An 18,516-nucleotide genomic window follows, 5' to 3' on the forward strand; every position below is an offset into this window, starting at 1 on the left:
TCAGCCCCGCACTATGTCCTGCCGCATCGGCGAGAGGAGCGTATTTATCCTCGGGCCATCCGGCTTAAATCACCGAAGTATCCGATCAGAAAGAAAAATGCCAGTCAGCTTAACTGACTGGCATTAGTCCTCAGGGGCTCCTTTTTTATGCGTGCTGCTTTTGCATGACGTAGGAGCGAGGCTTGCCCGCGAAGGCGGTGTGCCAGACAGCATCATCATTGACTGACCCAACGCTTTCGCGGGCAAGCCTCGCTCCTGCAATTGAATCGGTGTTGGCCGTGGGAAAGCGGCAGAAAAGCGGCAGGCGGCGGAAACCCGTTGCCGCTTTTCTGGCATTGCCGCTTTGCCGATGCCCGCAAAGCCCCGGTTTACGGGGTTTTTTGAATTGGCACGCCGCTTGCTATGTTCAAGTTACGAAAAATCAGGTCACCCGAAGGTTTCCCGACATGAGCATCAGCTTCGATAAAGCGCTCGGTATCCACGAACAAGCCCTGGGCTTCCGCGCCCAGCGTGCTGAAGTCCTGGCCAACAACATCGCTAACGCCGACACCCCGAACTACAAGGCTCGGGATCTGGACTTCTCCAAAGTGCTTGCCGCACAGAACGAGAAAACCAAGAGCGGTTCTTTCGCCTTGAACATGACCAACAGCCGTCATATCGAAGCGCAAGGCCTGGGCAATGGCGACGAGTCGCTGTTGTATCGCACGCCGATGCAACCGTCGATCGACCAGAACACCGTGGACGCGCAACTGGAACAGTCGAACTACGCGGAAAACGCGGTCGGCTTCCAGGCCAGCTTCACCCTGCTCAACAGCAAATTCAAAGGGCTGGTTTCAGCCCTGCGTGGAGAGTAAGTCATGTCCCTCGCCAGTGTTTTCAACATCGCCGGTAGCGGCATGAGTGCCCAGACGACTCGTCTGAACACCGTCGCTTCGAACATCGCCAACGCCGAAACCGTCTCGTCGAGCATCGACCAGACCTACCGCGCCCGTCACCCGGTGTTCGCCACCATGTTCCAGGGCGGCCAGAGCGGCGGCAGCGATTCGCTGTTCCAGAACCAGGACGCCGCCGGTCAAGGCGTGCAAGTGCTGGGCGTGGTCGAAGACCAGAGCAACCTTGACGCGCGCTACGAGCCAAACCATCCGGCGGCCGACGCCAAGGGCTACGTCTACTACCCGAACGTCAACGTCGTCGAAGAAATGGCCGACATGATTTCCGCGAGCCGTTCGTTCCAGACCAATGCCGAAATGATGAACACCGCCAAAACCATGATGCAGAAGGTCCTGACCCTCGGTCAGTGATAAGGGGCGACTCAGATGAGTGTTACCGATTCCACCAGCGGCCTGAGCATTAACGACATTCTGGCGAACTCGTCGGTGAAGACCAGCAACTCCACGGCGGGCGGCATTGCTTCGGCGACCAACAGCGCCACCGGCAGCCAGACGCTGGGCAAAGATGCGTTCCTGCAATTGCTGGTGACCCAACTCAAAAACCAGAACCCACTGGATCCGCAGGACAACAGTGCGTTCGTGGCGCAGTTGGCGCAGTTCAGCAGCCTGGAAGGCATCACCACGCTGAACGACACGGTCAGCTCGATTGCCGGCAACTACAACTCTTCGCAGGCATTGCAGGCTTCGTCCCTGGTGGGCCGTTCCGTGATCGTGCAGACCAACAATATCCAGATCGATGATCCGACCAAGCCTGTGACCGGCTCGGTGAACCTGACCTCGTCGATCGCCAGCGGCACCGTGACCATTGCCGACAAAGACGGCAAGACCGTCAGAACCATCGACCTGGGCTCCCGAGCCGTCGGCAACTCCAGCTTCACATGGGATGGCAAGGATTCGAGCGGCACCGCCGTTCCGGTCGGCGCCTACACCATCAAGGCCAGTACGCCGATCGACGGCAAGGCGACGGACCTGGCGGTTTACCTGCCGGCGACCGTCAACAGTGTGACCCTCAGCCAGACGGGCGGCGAGCTGATGCTCAACCTCGCAGGCCTGGGCCCGGTTGCCCTGTCCAAAGTTCAAACCATTGGTATATAGAGCCGACTAATACGGCACAAAGGAGTGGAATATGTCTTTCAATATCGGCCTTAGCGGTCTCTATGCAGCCAACAAACAACTGGATGTGACCGGTAACAACATCGCCAACGTGGCGACCACCGGTTTCAAATCCTCTCGCGCAGAGTTTGAAGACGTCTACTCGGCGACCAAACTCGGCAGCGGCAGCAAGGTGGTTGGCAGCGGCGTGCGCCTGTCCAACGTTTCCCAGCAGTTCACCCAGGGTGACGTCAACAACACGGGCAACGTGCTGGACATGGGCATCAACGGCTCGGGTTTCTTCACCCTGAGCAACAGCGGTTCGTTGTCGTACACCCGTAACGGTACGTTCAAGGTCGACAAGGACGGTTTCATCACCAACAGCGACCAGACGTCCCGCCTGCAAGGCTATGGCGTGGATGCCAACGGCAAGATCATTAACGGCGTGTTGACTGACCTGAAACTCGACACCTCGAACCTGGCACCGAAGACCACTACGGTGGTGACTTCGTCGATCAACTTGAACTCGACGTCCTTGCCGGTCGATAACACAGCGGCCACGGGTGTTCCATTCGACCCGACCAAATCGGCGTCTTTCACCAAGCAGTTCACCACCCCGATCTATGACAGTCAGGGCAACATGCACCCGATGGATCAGTACGTGGTGAAAACCGGTGCCAATACCTGGAAGGTCTACACCCTGGTGGACGGTCGTAACCCGGATGCGACGGGCAGTGATCCAACCGACCCTGCTACCCCGCCGATCGCCTCGACGCTGACATTCGACACCAATGGCAATTTGCTGCAGGTGAGCACGCCGCCGGTCCCGCCGGCTACGCTCCCGACTATCAGCAGTGACCTGAAAATGACGGGCTGGGTGCCAGGCACCGTGACCAACGGCACCTGGAAGGCCAACGGCGCCGGTGCCAACCCGGCTGGCATTACCATTTCCATGGGCAAGACCACCCAGTACAACGCGGACACCTCGCGCACGATTCCGACCCAGGATGGTTACGCTACCGGCCAGATCACCAACCTGACCATCGACGGCACCGGCACCTTGTTCGCCAACTTCAGCAACAACCAGAACAAGGCCATCGGCCAGGTTGCGCTGGCCAGCTTCACCAACGAACAAGGCTTGCAGGCGGTCGGCGGTACCAGCTGGAAAGAGACCTTCGCCTCGGGTATCCCGGGCTACGACGCTCCGGAAACCGGCACCCTGGGCTCGATCCAGTCCAACTCCCTGGAAGAGTCCAACGTCAACCTGACCAACGAGCTGGTCAACCTGATCAAGGCGCAAAGCAACTACCAGGCGAACGCCAAGACCATCTCCACCCAGAGCACCATCATGCAGACCATCATTCAGATGACCTGATGCTGGAACGCGCGGCATAAAGAACCCCTCGCAAGAGGGGTTTTTTTATGCCCGGGGTTTTTGTCCGGGCGCGGATTCTGTGGTGATCGGGCAGGCCTCTTCGCGGGCAAGCCTCGCTCCTACAGGTGTCGTGAAACCCTGTAGGAGCGAGGCTTGCCCGCGAAGGCGTCAGACCAGACAACCCTTTGCGCCAGACAAAAGAAAACCCCCGACAATCCAGAGGACTGATCGGGGGTTTCAGGTAAGGCGCCTTGCAGCGCCTACCGGCTCAGCTTATTGGCAAGCTTCGCAATCCGGCTCGTCGATGGCGCAAGCCTTCGGCACTGGAGCAGGACCGGCCGGAGCGGCCAGGACCGAATCTTCACCGTGGTTGACGCCGCTGGAAACAGCGTTCAGCTTGCCGGTGTTGATGGTCGACTTCTCGGTGCTGGTCGCGGCCAGGGCACGGAGGTAGTAAGTGGTTTTCAGACCACGGTACCAGGCCATGCGGTAGGTCACGTCCAGCTTCTTGCCCGATGCGCCGGCGATGTACAGGTTCAGGGACTGAGCCTGGTCGATCCACTTCTGACGACGGCTGGCCGCGTCAACGATCCACTTGGTGTCCACTTCGAACGCGGTGGCGTAGAGCTCTTTGAGTTCTTGCGGGATGCGTTCGATCTGCTGCACCGAACCGTCGTAGTACTTCAGGTCGTTGATCATGACCGAGTCCCACAGACCGCGAGCCTTCAGGTCGCGAACCAGGTACGGGTTGATCACGGTGAATTCGCCCGACAGGTTCGATTTCACGTAGAGGTTCTGGTAGGTCGGTTCGATCGACTGCGACACGCCAGTGATGTTGGCGATGGTCGCGGTCGGCGCGATGGCCATGATGTTGGAGTTACGAATGCCTTTCTGAACGCGGGCACGAACCGGTGCCCAATCCAGGGATTCGTTCAGGTCAACGTCGATGTACTTCTGGCCACGTTGCTCGATCAGGATCTGTTGCGAATCCAGCGGCAGGATGCCTTTGGACCACAGCGAACCCTGGAACGTCTCATAGGCGCCGCGCTCGTCGGCCAGGTCGCAGGAAGCCTGGATCGCGTAGTAGCTGACCGCTTCCATGGACTTGTCGGCGAACTCGACGGCCGCATCGGAACCGTACGGAATGTGCTGCAGGTACAGCGCATCCTGGAAGCCCATGATGCCCAGGCCAACCGGACGGTGCTTGAAGTTGGAGTTCTTCGCTTGTGGCACCGAGTAGTAGTTGATGTCGATAACGTTATCGAGCATGCGAACGGCGGTGTTCACGGTGCGTTCCAGCTTGGCGGTGTCCAGCTTGCCGTTGGTGATGTGGTTCGGCAGGTTGATCGAGCCCAGGTTGCAAACGGCGATCTCGTCCTTGTTGGTGTTCAAGGTGATCTCGGTGCACAGGTTCGAGCTGTGGACCACGCCCACGTGCTGCTGCGGGCTGCGCAGGTTGCACGGGTCTTTGAAGGTCAGCCATGGGTGGCCGGTTTCAAACAGCATGGACAGCATTTTGCGCCACAGGTCTTTGGCCTGGATGGTCTTGAACAGCTTGATCTTGCCCGGGTACTGGGACAGGGCTTCGTAGTACTCGTAACGCTCTTCGAAGGCCTTGCCGGTCAGGTCGTGCAGATCCGGAACTTCGGAAGGCGAGAACAGGGTCCACGGACCGTCATCGAAGACGCGCTTCATGAACAGGTCAGGGATCCAGTTGGCAGTGTTCATGTCGTGGGTACGACGACGATCATCACCGGTGTTCTTGCGCAGTTCGATGAACTCTTCGATGTCCATGTGCCAGGTTTCCAGGTAGGCACACACAGCGCCTTTGCGCTTGCCACCCTGGTTAACGGCAACGGCGGTGTCGTTCACCACTTTCAGGAACGGAACCACGCCCTGGGATTTGCCGTTGGTGCCCTTGATGTACGAACCCAAGGCACGAACCGGCGTCCAGTCGTTGCCCAGGCCGCCCGCAAATTTCGACAACATGGCGTTGTCGTGGATCGCGTGATAGATGCCCGACAGGTCATCCGGCACGGTGGTCAGGTAGCAGCTCGACAGCTGTGGACGCAAAGTACCGGCGTTGAACAGGGTCGGGGTCGAGGACATGTAGTCGAAGGACGACAACAGGTTGTAGAACTCGATCGCACGGTCTTCCTTGTTCTTCTCTTCGATCGCCAGGCCCATGGCCACACGCATGAAGAAGATCTGCGGCAGTTCGAAGCGGATACCGTCCTTGTGGATGAAGTAACGGTCGTACAGGGTTTGCAGGCCCAGGTACGTGAACTGCTGATCGCGCTCGTGGTTGATGGCCTTGCCGAGTTTTTCCAGGTCAAAGGTGGCCAGGATCGGGTTCAGCAATTCGAATTCAATACCCTTGGCGATGTACGAAGGCAGGGCCTTGGCGTACAGGTCGACCATTTCGTGGTGAGTCGCGCTTTCGGCAACTTCCAGGAAGCTCAGGCCTTCGGCACGCAGGGTGTCCATCAGCAGGCGGGCGGTCACGAACGAGTAGTTCGGCTCACGCTCAACCAGGGTACGGGCGGTCATCACCAGGGCGGTGTTGACGTCGGTCAGGGCCACGCCGTCGTACAGGTTCTTCAGGGTTTCGCGCTGGATCAGGTCGCCGTCGACTTCTTCCAGGCCTTCGCACGCTTCGGTGACGATGGTGTTCAGGCGACCCATGTCCAGAGGTGCAAAGGTGCCATCGGCGCGGGTGATGCGGATCGATGGGTGAGCGTTGACCGCTTCCTCGACCGGTGCGTGGGCGGCGCGTTCTTTCGAACGACCGTCACGGTAGATCACGTAGTCGCGAGCCACTTTCTGCTCGCCGGCACGCATCAGGGCCAGTTCGACCTGGTCCTGGATTTCTTCGATGTGGATGGTGCCGCCCGAAGGCATGCGACGCTTGAAGGTCGCGGTGACTTGTTCGGTCAGGCGGGCAACAGTGTCGTGGATTCGCGACGAGGCGGCAGCGGTGCCGCCCTCAACTGCGAGAAACGCTTTGGTGATGGCGACGGTGATCTTGTCATCGGTGTAAGGAACGACAGTGCCGTTACGCTTGATCACGCGCAGTTGGCCAGGCGCGGTGGCGGACAGGTCCGAAGACGAATCAGCAGCCTGCGGCAAGGTGCCCTGCGGGTTCTCGCGAGTTGTGTCGGTTTGCATGGGGGGTTGTCTCCACATTCTCTATGTTTGTTTGGGCACCATCACGGTGCCCACCGTTCTGTCCTGAAGCACTACAACCGACGGGTGTCGGGCATAACGACTTCAGGGCAGTAGGAAAAAGGCTGATGACGCAGCTTCCTTGCCGAAGTCTTGGCTGCGAGCCTGGGCTCGAAACCGGATTCCTTTCTGGGTGCCAGTTATGACTGCAACACCCGTACCGTTCTGGCCGCACTGGCCTGAAAAAACGGTGCCATCCACTTGTGTGGTTTGGTCTTTGAAAATCTCGCTTGGTTCAACCGTAAACAGGCAATAAAGCGCTTGAGTTCCGGGTCTGAAATGTGGTTGGGCTTTTAAGCAAAAACCCTACATGTAGGGTTTTTTTAGCGCCGGGGTACAAGATAGTGCGTTTCGGGGAGTGTTGCAACGTACTACCTGTGGATAAACCTGTGCGTAAATTGTGGGTGAAAGGTGGAACGAGCGTGTAAGCCGCGACGCTGCTGGATCGAGCCGTTTTTCAACGATTTTCAATGATTGAAAACAGCCATTTGGATTTTTAAGGGCGCGAACCCTATCACAAAATCCGCGGTTGTCCGAACGCATTTGCCGACTTGTTTTCTCGGCGGGTGGCGTTTATACAATCGGCCGGTATACACGCATTCTTATCCTCCCCAATCATTACAAAAAGACGGGCGGATCCTTCCTTATTAGTGTTGTTGGCAAGCAGAGGTCACCCGTGGAGCAAGAAGCCTGGCAGGTATTGATTGTCGAGGACGACCAGCGTCTGGCCGAACTGACCCGCGATTACCTTGAAGCCAATGGCCTGCGCGTATCGATCGAAGGCAACGGCGCCCTGGCCGCGGCGCGGATCATCAAGGAACAACCGGACCTGGTGATCCTCGACCTGATGCTGCCCGGCGAAGACGGCCTGAGCATTTGCCGCAAGGTGCGCGACAAGTACGACGGCCCGATCCTGATGCTCACCGCCCGCACCGACGACACCGATCAGATCCTCGGCCTGGACCTGGGCGCCGACGACTACGTGTGCAAACCGGTGCGCCCGCGCTTGCTGCTGGCGCGCATCCAGGCGTTGCTGCGCCGCAGCGAAGCGCCGGAAGTGGCCCCGGAAAAACTCCGGCGTCTGCAATTCGGCCCGCTGGTGGTGGACAACGCGCTACGCGAAGCCTGGCTCAACGACAACGGCATCGAACTGACCAGCGCCGAGTTCGACCTGCTGTGGCTGCTGGTGGCCAACGCCGGGCGCATCCTGTCCCGGGAAGAAATCTTCACCGCCCTGCGCGGCATCGGCTATGACGGCCAGGACCGTTCCATCGACGTGCGCATCTCGCGCATTCGCCCGAAAATCGGCGATGACCCGGAGCATCCACGTCTGATCAAGACCGTGCGTAGCAAAGGTTATCTGTTCGTACCGGAAGCCTGCACGCTGTGAACTCGATCTTCCTGCGCATCTACGGCGGCATGTGTGCGGCGCTGATCCTGGTGGCGGTGCTTGGCGTGCTGGCGCTGCACCTGCTCAACCAGGTGCGCAGCGAGCAGTACCGCGAACGCCTGGCCCATGGCACGTTCTCGCTGATGGCCGACAACCTGCAACCGATGAACGAGACCGAACGTCACCGTGCATTACTGGTGTGGGAGCGCCTGCTGGGCATCCCGCTGGCGTTGCAAACCTTCTCCCAGACCGACCTCGACCTGACCCAGCGCACCCGCGTGCTGCGCGGCCAGGCGCTGGTCGAACAGACCGGCCCGCATGCGGCGAAGGTATATCGCTTGGTCAGCGACAAGGAACAACTGGTGCTCACCGGCGAAGTGCAGCAGATCAGCGAACAACTGGCCCGGGCGACCATTTACCTGTTGGCCGACGAACTGGTGCGCTACCCGGTCGCCGAGCAACCCGAGCGTCTGGCGCAATTGAAGGAAGACAAAGGCTTTGGTTTTGACTTGCGACTGGTCAAGGTCGAACAGGCGGACATGGACGAGGATCAAAGTCGTCGGGTGTCCGAAGGCGACACGGTGATGGCGCTGGGCAAGGGCGGCGATTCGATCCGGGTGTTTGCCGGGATGGTCGGCACGCCGTGGGTGCTGGAGATTGGCCCGTTGTTCCAGATGAACCCGTATCCGCCGGAGTGGCTGGTGCTGATCGCCGCGCTGGGCCTGACGCTGATCGGTCTGATCGTCTACCTGTTGGTGCGGCAACTGGAGCGCCGTCTACGCGGTCTCGAAGCCGCCGCCACGCGCATCGCCAAGGGCAGTCTGGAAACCCGTGTCCCGGCGCGCGGTGCGGATTCGGTCGGGCGCCTGGCCTCGGCGTTCAATGGCATGGCCGAACACTTGCAGCAGTTGCTGGCGATTCAGCGTGAACTGGTGCGCGCCGTGTCCCACGAACTGCGCACCCCGGTGGCGCGCCTGCGGTTTGGCCTGGAGATGATCGGCTCGGCCACCACGCCCCAGGCCCTGGAAAAATACCGCGAAGGCATGGACCACGACATCGAGGACCTCGACAAACTGGTGGACGAGATGCTGACTTACGCGCGGCTGGAGCAGGGCTCGCCGGCGCTGAATTTCCAGCGGGTCGATCTGGACGCACTGGTCAATCAGGTGATCGAAGAATTGGCGCCGCTGCGCGCGCAAGTTACGGTGCAGCGCGGGTTGTGCCTGTCCGCCGCCGATTGCGACGCAGCCTGGGTCGAAGCCGAACCGCGCTATTTGCACCGTGCTCTGCAAAACCTGGTCAGCAACGCCATGCGCCACGCGCAGTCGCGGGTGACCGTCAGTTATCAAGTGGGCCAGTTGCGCTGTCGGGTGGACGTCGAGGATGACGGGCCGGGCGTGCCGGAAACCGCCTGGGAGAAAATCTTCACGCCGTTCCTGCGCCTCGATGACAGCCGCACCCGCGCGTCCGGCGGGCATGGCCTCGGCCTGTCGATTGTGCGGCGCATCGTCCATTGGCATGGCGGGCGGGCGCTGATCAGCAAGAGCAAAAGCCTGGGTGGGGCGTGTTTCAGTTTGAGTTGGCCGCGCAATCAGGAGAAGCGGTGAGGCATGTGGTGGCCACACTGCCCCGTAGGAGCAAGGCTTGCCCGCGATGGCGTCCTCAAGCCTTGATACTGACCAAACTCAACAACTGCCCATCCCGCACCCCAAACTGCGCCTCCAATTCCGTCCCGTGACGCCACTCACTGGACAAATCAGTGAGCAACCGCAACCGCACCTGACCCGCCGCCGTCCATTCCAGCACTTCGGCATGCTCGAAATAAAAACGCTTCTGCACGATCGGATACAGCGCTTTGAACAGACTTTCCTTCACCGAAAAGGTCAGGGTCACCAGCATCGCCAGTTGATCTTTCGCACCAGCGGCCATGCGCTGCAACTCCGGCGGCGTGAGGATTTCCCCGGCCAGGCGTTCGGCCCGTTCGACGTTGAGCAGGTTTTCCAGGTCCATGCCCAGGCCGCGCCAGTGCGCCTTGTTCGCGACAATCGCTGCGGCCCGGCCGGTGCTGTGGGTGATCGAGCCGGTGATGTGCGCCGGCCAGACGGGCGCGCGGTCTTCGCCGATTTCCGGGACAAAACTCAGCCCTTCCAATTGTTGCAACGCCGCCCGGGCACAGACGCGTCCGGCGAGAAACTCCGCCTGACGCTTGGCCACCGACCGCTGAATACTTGCTGGCGGCGCGATGGCACTGCGCTGGAAATCATCACTGGTCAGTTGCGAGGTGTCGAAGTGCGTGCTCAGCAAGACCGCGTCGGGCAGCACGAACGGCAGCGGCCAATGGGCGTCGAGTGGGGTGCAGCAGGCGGGTAGGGCGGGGGTCGAGGTCATGGCGGGCATTTTGCCGGGTTGGGTTGAGGCTGGGTAGTGTTCACCGCAATAACCAAGGCTGAGACACATTTTGTGGCGAGGGGGCTTGCCCCCGTTGCGCTGCGAAGCAGTGCTAAAACCTGCAACCGAGTTTTACCTAATACATCGCGTTTGCTGATTTCACGACTACTGCGTAGCCGAACGGGGGCAAGCCCCCTCGCCACAGAGGTCACTGCACTTAGCCAAATATTTTCTTGAAGAAGGCTTTCATGTCCGCCCACGAACTCTCATCCGCCGCTTTGTTGTAGCCAATATCCGGCCCCCCGTGATCGCCATGGCTCAACCGGTCCGCATCCGGATTGGTGAACCCATGCTTGGCCTGCGCCAGACTGACGAATTTGTAGTCAGCCCCAGCCTTGTCCATCTCAGCCTTGAACGCCGCCACGTTGTCCGCAGTGATCATGCTGTCCTTGGCACCATGCTCAACCAGAATCTTCGCCTTCACGCTGCCCGGTGTTGCCGGCGTATTGGTCGCCAGTGCGCCGTGGAAACTCACCACACCTTTCAACGGCAGACCCTGACGCGCAGCATTCAATACCACGCCACCACCGAAGCAATAACCGATGGCTGCGAGTTTGTTCGGGTCGGTCTGTGGCTGCGTCTTCAACAAATCGAGCCCGGCCTGGAAGCGGGCGCTGGCCACCGCGCTGTCCTTCGACGCCTCTTGCATGAAGGCCATGGCGTCCTTCGGATGCTCAGTGTTCTTGCCGCCGCCGTACATGTCGATGGCCAGCGCGCTGTAACCCAACCCGGCCAGATCCCGGGCCCGGCGCTTGGCGTAATCGTTGAGGCCCCAGAACTCATGCACCACCACCACGCCTGGGCGCGGGCCTTTGATGGCGTCGTCATAGGCGTAGTAGCCAATCATTTTCGTGCCGTCGGTGCTCTGGTACGGGATTTCTTCGGTCTTGATCGCCGCCTGGGTCAACCCGCTCAAGGCCAGCAAGACGAGGGCAAGAAACATGCGCATGGTCGGATCTCCTATTAAGACAGTGATCAAAACAGCCTAGTCGATTTGATTCAGCTCAGGTTCAGAGTGCGTTCAGGGGGAGTTCAGGGCCGGGTGAGTAACCTTGCCCCGTACCCAAAAAGCGATAACGCATAAGGAAATTTCCTATGACTGGATTGAAAAAACTGCTGCTGGCTTTCACTGTTTTCGGCGCCAGTGCGGCGGCCAACGCCACCGACGGCAACTTCGCCGGCCTGACCCTCGGCCAGACCAGCGACAAGGTCAATAAATCCCACGCCCTGAACGACAACCTCAACAGCCCGAACGCCGATGGCGTGATCGGCAAGGACACGACCTGGGGTGTGCGTCTGGGCCAGCAAAACAGCCAGGGCCGTTACTACGCCACGTACGACAACGTGTCGGGCTCGCACAATGGCATTAAACTGCGCCAGGAAAACCTGCTGGGCAGCTACGATCTGTTCTACCCGGTAGGCGGCAGCACCCAACTGTTTGGCGGCGCCACCGCCGGTATCACCAAGATGACCCAGGAGTCCCCGGGCTTCAGCCGCGACAGCGACATCGGCTACGCCCTCGGTGGCCAGGTCGGTGTGTTGCAGCAAGTTTCCCAGAACACCTCGGTCGAGCTGGGTTACCGTTACCTGCGCTCCAATGCCAGCACCGAAATGAGCGAACGCGGTGGTAGCAAACAAGGGTCGCTGGCCTTGAACAGCAGCGCCCAGACGTACCTGTCTGCCAACTACGCTTTCTAATAAGCGGTTCGTGACAGACCTGCGCCGGGTCACCCAAAACGGGTGATCCGGCGTTGCCATGTTGACCATTGAGGCATGTGCGCGTGCCTCTGGAGAGGTTGTTTTGCCCGGGAGAGCGTTATGAAACTGCTGGTCGTCGAAGATGAAGCGCTGTTGCGCCATCACCTGCAAACCCGCCTGACGGATAGCGGCCACGTGGTCGAGTCCGTGGCCAATGCCGAAGAGGCGTTGTACCAGACCGAACAGTTCAACCATGACCTGGCGGTGATCGACCTCGGCCTGCCGGGCATGGGCGGACTGGACCTGATCCGTCAGCTGCGTTCCCGGGGCAAGACCTTTCCGATCCTGATCCTCACCGCCCGTGGCAACTGGCAGGACAAGGTTGAAGGCCTGGCCGCCGGGGCCGACGACTACGTGGTCAAGCCGTTCCAGTTCGAAGAGCTGGACGCCCGGCTCAATGCCTTGTTGCGTCGCTCCAGCGGTTTCACCCAGTCGACCATCGTTGCCGGGCCCTTGCTGCTGGACCTCAATCGCAAGCAGGCGTCCCTCGACGAACAGCCGCTGGCGCTGACCGCTTACGAGTACCGGATCCTGGAATACCTGATGCGCCATCACCAGCAAGTGGTGGCCAAGGACCGCTTGATGGAACAGCTCTACCCGGACGACGACGAGCGCGATCCGAATGTGATCGAAGTGCTGGTCGGCCGCTTGCGCCGCAAACTCGAAGGCCCGTCCGGGTTCAAGCCGATCGATACCGTGCGTGGCCTCGGCTACCTGTTCAATGAGCGCTGCACTTGATTCGTTCCCTTCGCGTCCGCCTGATGCTCGCCGCCACACTGTTGGCGGTGTTGTTCATGCTGGCGTTGTTGCCGGCGATGCAGGGCGCGTTCAGCCTGGCGTTGCAGGATTCCATCGAGCAACGCCTGGCCTCGGACGTCACTACGCTGATCTCCGCCGCCCGGGTGGAAAACAACCGCTTGCAGATGCCGTTGCAGTTGCCCGATGAGCGTTTCAACCTCACCGACAGCCGCTTGCTCGGCTACATCTACGACCGCGAAGGGCGTCTGGTCTGGCGCTCGAAGGCCACCCAGGAAGAGAACATCAACTACAAGCCGCGCTATGACGGGCGCGGCAACGAATTTGCGCGGATCCGTGAAGCCAACGGCCAGGAATTCTTCGTCTACGACGTCGAGGTCAAGTTGCTCGGCGGTAAAAGCGCGGCGTTCAGCATCGTCGCCCTGCAACCGGTGCGCGAGTACGAAGTCACCGTCGAAGGCTTGCGGGAAAACCTCTACCTCGGTTTCGGCGCCGCATTGCTGGTGCTGCTGGCGTTGCTCTGGATCGGACTGACCTGGGGCTTGCAGGCGTTGCGTCGCTTGAGCCAGGAACTGGACGAAATCGAAAGCGGTACCCGCCAAAGCCTCAGTGAAGAACACCCCCGGGAGCTGCTGCGCCTGACCGGCTCCCTCAACCGCTTGTTGCACAGCGAGCGCGAGCAGCGCAGCCGTTATCGCGATTCCCTCGACGACCTGGCCCACAGCCTGAAAACCCCGTTGACCGTGTTGCAAAGCGTCAGCGAGGACATGGCCCAGCGCCCGGCGGACCGTGATCAGGCCTGGGTCCTGCAATCGCAGATTGAACGCATGAGCCAGCAGATCAGCTACCAATTGCAACGCGCCAGCCTGCGCAAAAGCGGCCTGGTGCGACATCAAGTGCGCCTGCGCCCGGTGCTGCAAAGCCTCTGCGATACGCTGGACAAGGTCTACCGCGACAAGCGCGTGCGGGTGGCTTTCGATTTGCCGGAACAGTGTTACGTGCCGATCGAGCAGGGTGCCTTGCTGGAAATGATGGGCAACTTGCTGGAAAACGCCTACCGCCTGTGCCTCGGCGAAGTGCGCATCAGCGTGCGCGAGACGTTGAGCGGGATTGAATTGTGCGTGGAAGACGACGGACCGGGCGTACCGCCGGACCAGCGCGCGCGGATCCTGCAACGGGGCGAACGCCTGGATCGCCAGCATCCGGGGCAGGGGATCGGGTTGGCGGTGGTCAAGGACATCATCGAGAGCTACAGCGCCCAGTTGACCCTCGGGGATTCGGCGTTGGGCGGGGCGGCGTTCCGGATTCATTTTCCGGTGATGTAATGATCGTTCCCACGCGCCCCGTGGGAATGCCTCAACGGACGCTCCGCGTTCGGCTCTTTGGGACGCAGAGCGTCCCAGGCTGCATTCCCACGCAGAGCGTGGGAACGATCGGCGTGTGCTCAATTCTCTTGGGCGCGATAAGCCCCCGGCGTTAACCCGGTCCACTTCTTGAACGCCCGATGAAACGCCGAAGGCTCGGAAAACCCCAATTGCTCGGCAATCTGTTGCAACGACAGATCCGCCCGCCCCAGGTGATAAATCGCGATGTCCCGGCGCAGTTGATCCTTCAATTCCTGAAAACTGCTGCCTTCTTCCCGCAAGTGCCGGCGCAAGGTCTGCGGGCTGATGTGCAGGTGCGCGGCGACGGCTTCCAGGTCCGGCCAGCGTGAACTGTCGCGGCTGAGCAAGCGGCGCAACTGGCTGCTCAAACTGTCGCCGTCGTCCGGGCGCGACAGCAGGTCGGCGGGGGAGCGTTCGAGGAAATGCTTGAGGGTTCGTTCGTCCTGCAACAGCGGCATGTTCAGGTAGCGGCTGTGAAACACCAGGCTGCTTTGCTGCGTTGAGAACTCCAAATGGCAGGGAAACAGCAAATCGTATTCGGCCCCATGTTCGGGTTTCGGGTAGCTGAACGTCGCTTGCTCCAGGCGAATGCGCTGGCCAATCAGCCAACTGCCCAGGCGATGCCAGATCACCAGCAGGCTTTCCGTGAGGAAGTGGTCCGGGTCCCACACCTGCGAATCGTCGAGGCTCAGGCGGATCATGTCGTCTTCGCGGCTCAGGGTCAGGCGCGGAGCCTCCGGGAATAGGCTATAAAACAATAAGCCGCGCTGCAGTGCCTTATCGAGGTTGCGGCAGTGGATCAGGGCATGGCACATCATGGCGAAACTGCCGGGTTTGCTCGGTGCCGGCCCGAATCCCAGGTATTCGTCGTCCAGCGCCTGCCACAGGCTCTGGATAAGCCGGGTGAACTGCTCCGGCGCGAGGCGTGCCCGCGGCTCGTCGAGCAACTCGGGGCTGATCCCCAGTTGTAACAACAAGCCGGAATAATCCAGGCCGCGTCGGCGTGCACCACCGAGGGCGGCACGGGCGAAATGACTGGCGATGGTGCGTTCGCGCATAGCAGGGCAGGTCCGTCCATTAAGCGGCCGATGGTAGCGGCAGGGCTTGCCGAGGAACAAGGCGGATATCCGCCAAATTGTAGGACGAGGTTTGTAGGAATGGCGGGAATCCGCCACATTGCTGTAACTGACTGGTGACGAAGAAAACCCGGCAGCCCTTGATGTCAAAAGGCTTGCAGGGATTTTGGCGAAGGTGGCACGGGCTTTGCGATACAACCGGCAGATGCTTGCCGTTGCGCAGCTCGACAAAACAAATCCCTCCAGTGCAGGAGGGTTCGCAAATGAAGTGTCTTGGGCAACAGATGGATGTTGTCACGGGGCACTCTTGAGGAACTTTGCAATGACGACTCGTCAGCCACTGTACAAATCCCTGTATTTCCAGGTGATCGTTGCCATCATCATCGGCATTCTGATCGGTCACTTCTATCCGCAGACCGGTGTGGCCCTCAAGCCGCTGGGTGACGGGTTCATCAAACTGATCAAAATGATCATCGCCCCGATCATCTTCTGCACCGTCGTCAGCGGTATCGCTGGCATGCAGAGCATGAAATCGGTGGGCAAGACCGGCGGCTACGCGCTGCTCTACTTCGAAATCGTTTCGACCATCGCATTGCTGGTCGGTCTGGTGGTGGTCAACATCATCCAGCCGGGTGCCGGCATGCACATCGACGTGACCACCCTGGATGCCTCCAAAGTCGCGCAATACGTCGCCGCCGGTGCTGATCAAAGCGTCGTTGGCTTTCTGCTGAACGTGATCCCGAACACCATCTTCGGCGCCTTCGCCACCGGCGATATCCTGCAAGTGCTGATGTTCTCGGTGATCTTCGGTTTCGCCCTGCATCGCCTGGGTGCCTACGGCAAGCCGATCCTGGACTTCATCGATCGTTTTGCCCACGTGATGTTCAACATCATCAACATGATCATGAAGCTCGCGCCAGTCGGTGCCTTCGGTGCCATGGCCTTCACCATCGGTGCCTACGGTGTGGGTTCGCTGGTGCAACTGGGTCAGTTGATGGCGTGCTTCTACATCACGTGCCTGCTGTTCGTGCTGGTAGTGCTGGGCGGTATCGCTCGCGCCCACGGCTTCAGCGTGCTGAAAGTGATTCGCTACATCCGTGAAGAACTGCTGATCGTGCTGGGTACTTCTTCTTCGGAATCGGTACTGCCACGCATGCTGATCAAAATGGAGCGTCTGGGCGCGAAGAAATCTGTCGTGGGCCTGGTGATTCCGACCGGTTACTCGTTCAACCTCGACGGTACCGCGATCTACCTGACCATGGCGGCCGTGTTCATCGCTCAGGCGACCGACACCCACATGGACATCACGCACCAGATCACCCTGCTGGTGGTGTTGCTGCTGTCCTCCAAAGGCGCGGCTGGCGTGACCGGTTCGGGCTTCATCGTCCTGGCCGCCACCCTGTCGGCGGTTGGCCACTTGCCGGTTGCCGGTCTGGCGCTGATCCTCGGCATCGACCGCTTCATGTCCGAAGCCCGCGCCCTGACTAACCTGGTGGGTAACGCGGTTGCCACCCTGGTTGTGGCCAAGTGGGTCAAGGAGCTGGACACCGACGTGATGCACGCCGAGCTGGCTTCTGGCGGTCGCGGCATCTCCGACGAACGCGCAGAAGACGACCTGGGTGTGGCCGAAGGCCCAACCCCAAGCAACGTCAAGTAAGCCTCGCTGCAAGGAAAAACCCGCTTCGGCGGGTTTTTTCATGCCTGGGGTTTGAGCGTAACCGTCACCGTTGCTGGCACATCGGGTGATTGCCGCAATGGCTTTGGCTGCCTAGTCTGGAAGCATCGCTCAAGGAGATCACCCATGCTCGGTCCATTGGCATCACTCAAGGTTCTGGATTTCTCGACACTGCTGCCGGGGCCGTTCGCCTCGTTGTTGCTGGCGGACATGGGCGCCGAGGTGCTGCGCATCGAATCGCCGACCCGCCTGGACCTGCTGCGGGTGCTGCCGCCCCACGATCAGGGCGTCTCCGCCAGCCACGCTTATTTGAACCGCAACAAGCGCAGCCTGGCCCTGGACCTCAAGCAGCCCGAGGCGCTGGAGGTGATCAAGCAGTTGCTGGCGGTTTACGACATCGTGCTGGAACAGTTTCGTCCCGGCGTGATGGAGCGCCTGGGTCTGGGCTATGAAGCCTTGAAGTCGATCAATCCGAAGCTGATTTACGTCTCGATCACCGGCTACGGCCAGACCGGCCCCTACAAGGATCGCGCCGGGCACGACATCAACTACCTGGCGCTGGCGGGGCTGGCGAGCTACACCGGCCGCGCCGACAGCGGCCCGCTACCGTTGGGGATTCAGGCGGCAGACATTGCCGGTGGCTCGCTGCATGGGGTGATCGGCTTGCTGGCGGCGGTGATCGCCCGGCAGACGACGGGGCTGGGCCAGCATCTGGACGTGAGCATGACCGACTGCGCCTTCAGCCTGCACGCCATGGCCGGCGCTGGCTATCTGGCTTGCGGCGTGGAGCCGGGGCGCGAAGAGCAGATGCTCAATGGTGGCAGTTTCTACGACTATTACCGCTCCCGCGACGGCCGCTGGTTATCGGTGGGCAGCCTGGAGCCGCCCTTCATGCAGCAACTGTGCGCGGCACTGGGCCGGCCGGAACTGGCGGCTCAGGGTTTGTCGCCCCAGCCCGAGCAGCAACAGGCGCTCAAAAACGAGTTGAAGATGGAATTCGAGAAGCATGACTTTGCCGAGTTGTGCGCGCTGTTCGCCGGGGTCGATGCGTGTGTCGAACCGGTATTGAGCGTGGCCGAGGCGGTGCGGCATCCGCAGTTGCAGGCGCGGGGTGTGGTGACTGAGGTGCCTCGGGGGGATGGATCGACTCAGGCACAGATGGCCTGTCCGTTGAAGTTTTCCGAGGGGTTGCCTGAACCACGGCATATCGGTGCGGCGGTGGGGGCGCATACGGATCAGGTGTTGGGGGAATTGGGGCTTAGCGCGCAGCGGATTGAGCAATTGCGAGCGGCGAAAGTTGTGAGCTGATTGATCGCTCCCACGCTCCGCGTGGGGATGCATCCCGTGACGCTCCGCGTCGCAGTGGACGCAGAGCGTCCATGGCGG

The 18,516-nt window shown here is 60.6% G+C and carries 15 protein-coding genes; 11 read left to right on the forward strand and 4 right to left on the reverse strand.

Annotation, left to right across the window (positions count from 1 at the left end):
* Nucleotides 1-446: 446 nt before the first annotated feature.
* From flgB to flgE, 4 genes are read left to right on the forward strand one after another with little or no spacing between them, the layout of a single operon-like run.
* Nucleotides 447-854 carry a flagellar basal body rod protein FlgB gene (gene flgB, locus FQ192_RS32535; RefSeq protein ID WP_133840424.1) on the forward strand — a complete coding sequence of 136 codons (408 nt, stop codon included), beginning with the start codon at nt 447-449 and terminating at the stop codon, nt 852-854.
* Between the two features lie 3 nt (nt 855-857).
* Nucleotides 858-1,301: a flagellar basal body rod protein FlgC gene (gene flgC, locus FQ192_RS32540; protein ID WP_074879168.1), complete on the forward strand. Its 444-nt coding sequence runs from the start codon at nt 858-860 to the stop codon at nt 1,299-1,301.
* Between the two features lie 15 nt (nt 1,302-1,316).
* A complete protein-coding gene (flgD, locus tag FQ192_RS32545) occupies nt 1,317-2,045 on the forward strand; it encodes a flagellar hook assembly protein FlgD (protein ID WP_149662082.1) in 729 nt (242 codons plus the stop codon).
* A 31-nt stretch (nt 2,046-2,076) separates the two neighbouring features.
* On the forward strand, nt 2,077-3,417 hold the full coding sequence (gene flgE, locus FQ192_RS32550) for a flagellar hook protein FlgE (RefSeq protein WP_149662083.1): 1,341 nt from the start codon (nt 2,077-2,079) through the stop codon (nt 3,415-3,417).
* A gap of 273 nt (nt 3,418-3,690) precedes the next feature.
* On the opposite strand, the gene FQ192_RS32555 is transcribed toward flgE, so the two are convergent.
* A complete protein-coding gene (locus tag FQ192_RS32555) occupies nt 3,691-6,585 on the reverse strand; it encodes a ribonucleoside-diphosphate reductase subunit alpha (RefSeq protein WP_149662084.1) in 2,895 nt (964 codons plus the stop codon).
* 733 nt (nt 6,586-7,318) lie between these two features.
* Between FQ192_RS32555 and FQ192_RS32560 the strand changes: the two genes are divergently transcribed.
* On the forward strand, nt 7,319-8,032 hold the full coding sequence (locus FQ192_RS32560) for a response regulator (protein WP_149662085.1): 714 nt from the start codon (nt 7,319-7,321) through the stop codon (nt 8,030-8,032).
* Entirely contained in the window at nt 8,029-9,639 is a 1,611-nt protein-coding gene (locus tag FQ192_RS32565; RefSeq protein ID WP_149662086.1) for an ATP-binding protein, read from the forward strand. Before FQ192_RS32560 ends, FQ192_RS32565 begins: the two co-directional genes overlap by 4 nt.
* A 55-nt stretch (nt 9,640-9,694) precedes the next feature.
* Here FQ192_RS32565 and FQ192_RS32570 read toward each other — a convergent pair whose 3' ends face one another.
* Both FQ192_RS32570 and FQ192_RS32575 read right to left on the reverse strand, forming a co-directional pair.
* Nucleotides 9,695-10,420: a 4'-phosphopantetheinyl transferase gene (locus tag FQ192_RS32570; RefSeq protein ID WP_218585817.1), complete on the reverse strand. Its 726-nt coding sequence runs from the start codon at nt 10,418-10,420 to the stop codon at nt 9,695-9,697.
* Nucleotides 10,421-10,637: 217 nt separating this feature from the next.
* Entirely contained in the window at nt 10,638-11,429 is a 792-nt protein-coding gene (locus FQ192_RS32575; RefSeq protein ID WP_149662088.1) for a dienelactone hydrolase family protein, read from the reverse strand.
* A 146-nt stretch (nt 11,430-11,575) separates the two neighbouring features.
* On the opposite strand from FQ192_RS32575, the gene FQ192_RS32580 reads away from it, so the two are divergent.
* The 3 genes from FQ192_RS32580 (at nt 11,576) to FQ192_RS32590 (ending at nt 14,319) form a co-directional block, all read left to right on the forward strand.
* Entirely contained in the window at nt 11,576-12,178 is a 603-nt protein-coding gene (locus tag FQ192_RS32580) for an outer membrane beta-barrel protein (protein ID WP_149662089.1), read from the forward strand.
* 120 nt (nt 12,179-12,298) lie between these two features.
* Nucleotides 12,299-12,976 (forward strand): response regulator, encoded by a 678-nt coding sequence (locus FQ192_RS32585; RefSeq protein WP_033055248.1) that lies wholly within the window; start codon nt 12,299-12,301, stop codon nt 12,974-12,976.
* Entirely contained in the window at nt 12,973-14,319 is a 1,347-nt protein-coding gene (locus FQ192_RS32590; protein WP_149662090.1) for an ATP-binding protein, read from the forward strand. The genes FQ192_RS32585 and FQ192_RS32590 overlap by 4 nt, the downstream gene beginning before the upstream one ends.
* A 119-nt stretch (nt 14,320-14,438) precedes the next feature.
* On the opposite strand, the gene FQ192_RS32595 is transcribed toward FQ192_RS32590, so the two are convergent.
* Nucleotides 14,439-15,437 (reverse strand): AraC family transcriptional regulator, encoded by a 999-nt coding sequence (locus tag FQ192_RS32595; RefSeq protein ID WP_149662091.1) that lies wholly within the window; start codon nt 15,435-15,437, stop codon nt 14,439-14,441.
* Between the two features lie 340 nt (nt 15,438-15,777).
* Between FQ192_RS32595 and FQ192_RS32600 the strand changes: the two genes are divergently transcribed.
* Together FQ192_RS32600 and FQ192_RS32605 are read left to right on the forward strand one after the other, a co-directional pair.
* Complete coding sequence (locus tag FQ192_RS32600; protein ID WP_149662092.1) at nt 15,778-17,112, forward strand: dicarboxylate/amino acid:cation symporter; 1,335 nt, start codon at nt 15,778-15,780, stop codon at nt 17,110-17,112.
* 144 nt (nt 17,113-17,256) lie between these two features.
* Nucleotides 17,257-18,438, forward strand: a complete 1,182-nt coding sequence (locus FQ192_RS32605; RefSeq protein WP_149662093.1) for a CaiB/BaiF CoA-transferase family protein — start codon at nt 17,257-17,259, stop codon at nt 18,436-18,438.
* Nucleotides 18,439-18,516 lie beyond the last annotated feature (78 nt).

The organism is Pseudomonas sp. ANT_J12 (assembly GCF_008370045.1).
In the GTDB taxonomy this organism is placed as follows: Bacteria; Pseudomonadota; Gammaproteobacteria; order Pseudomonadales; family Pseudomonadaceae; genus Aquipseudomonas.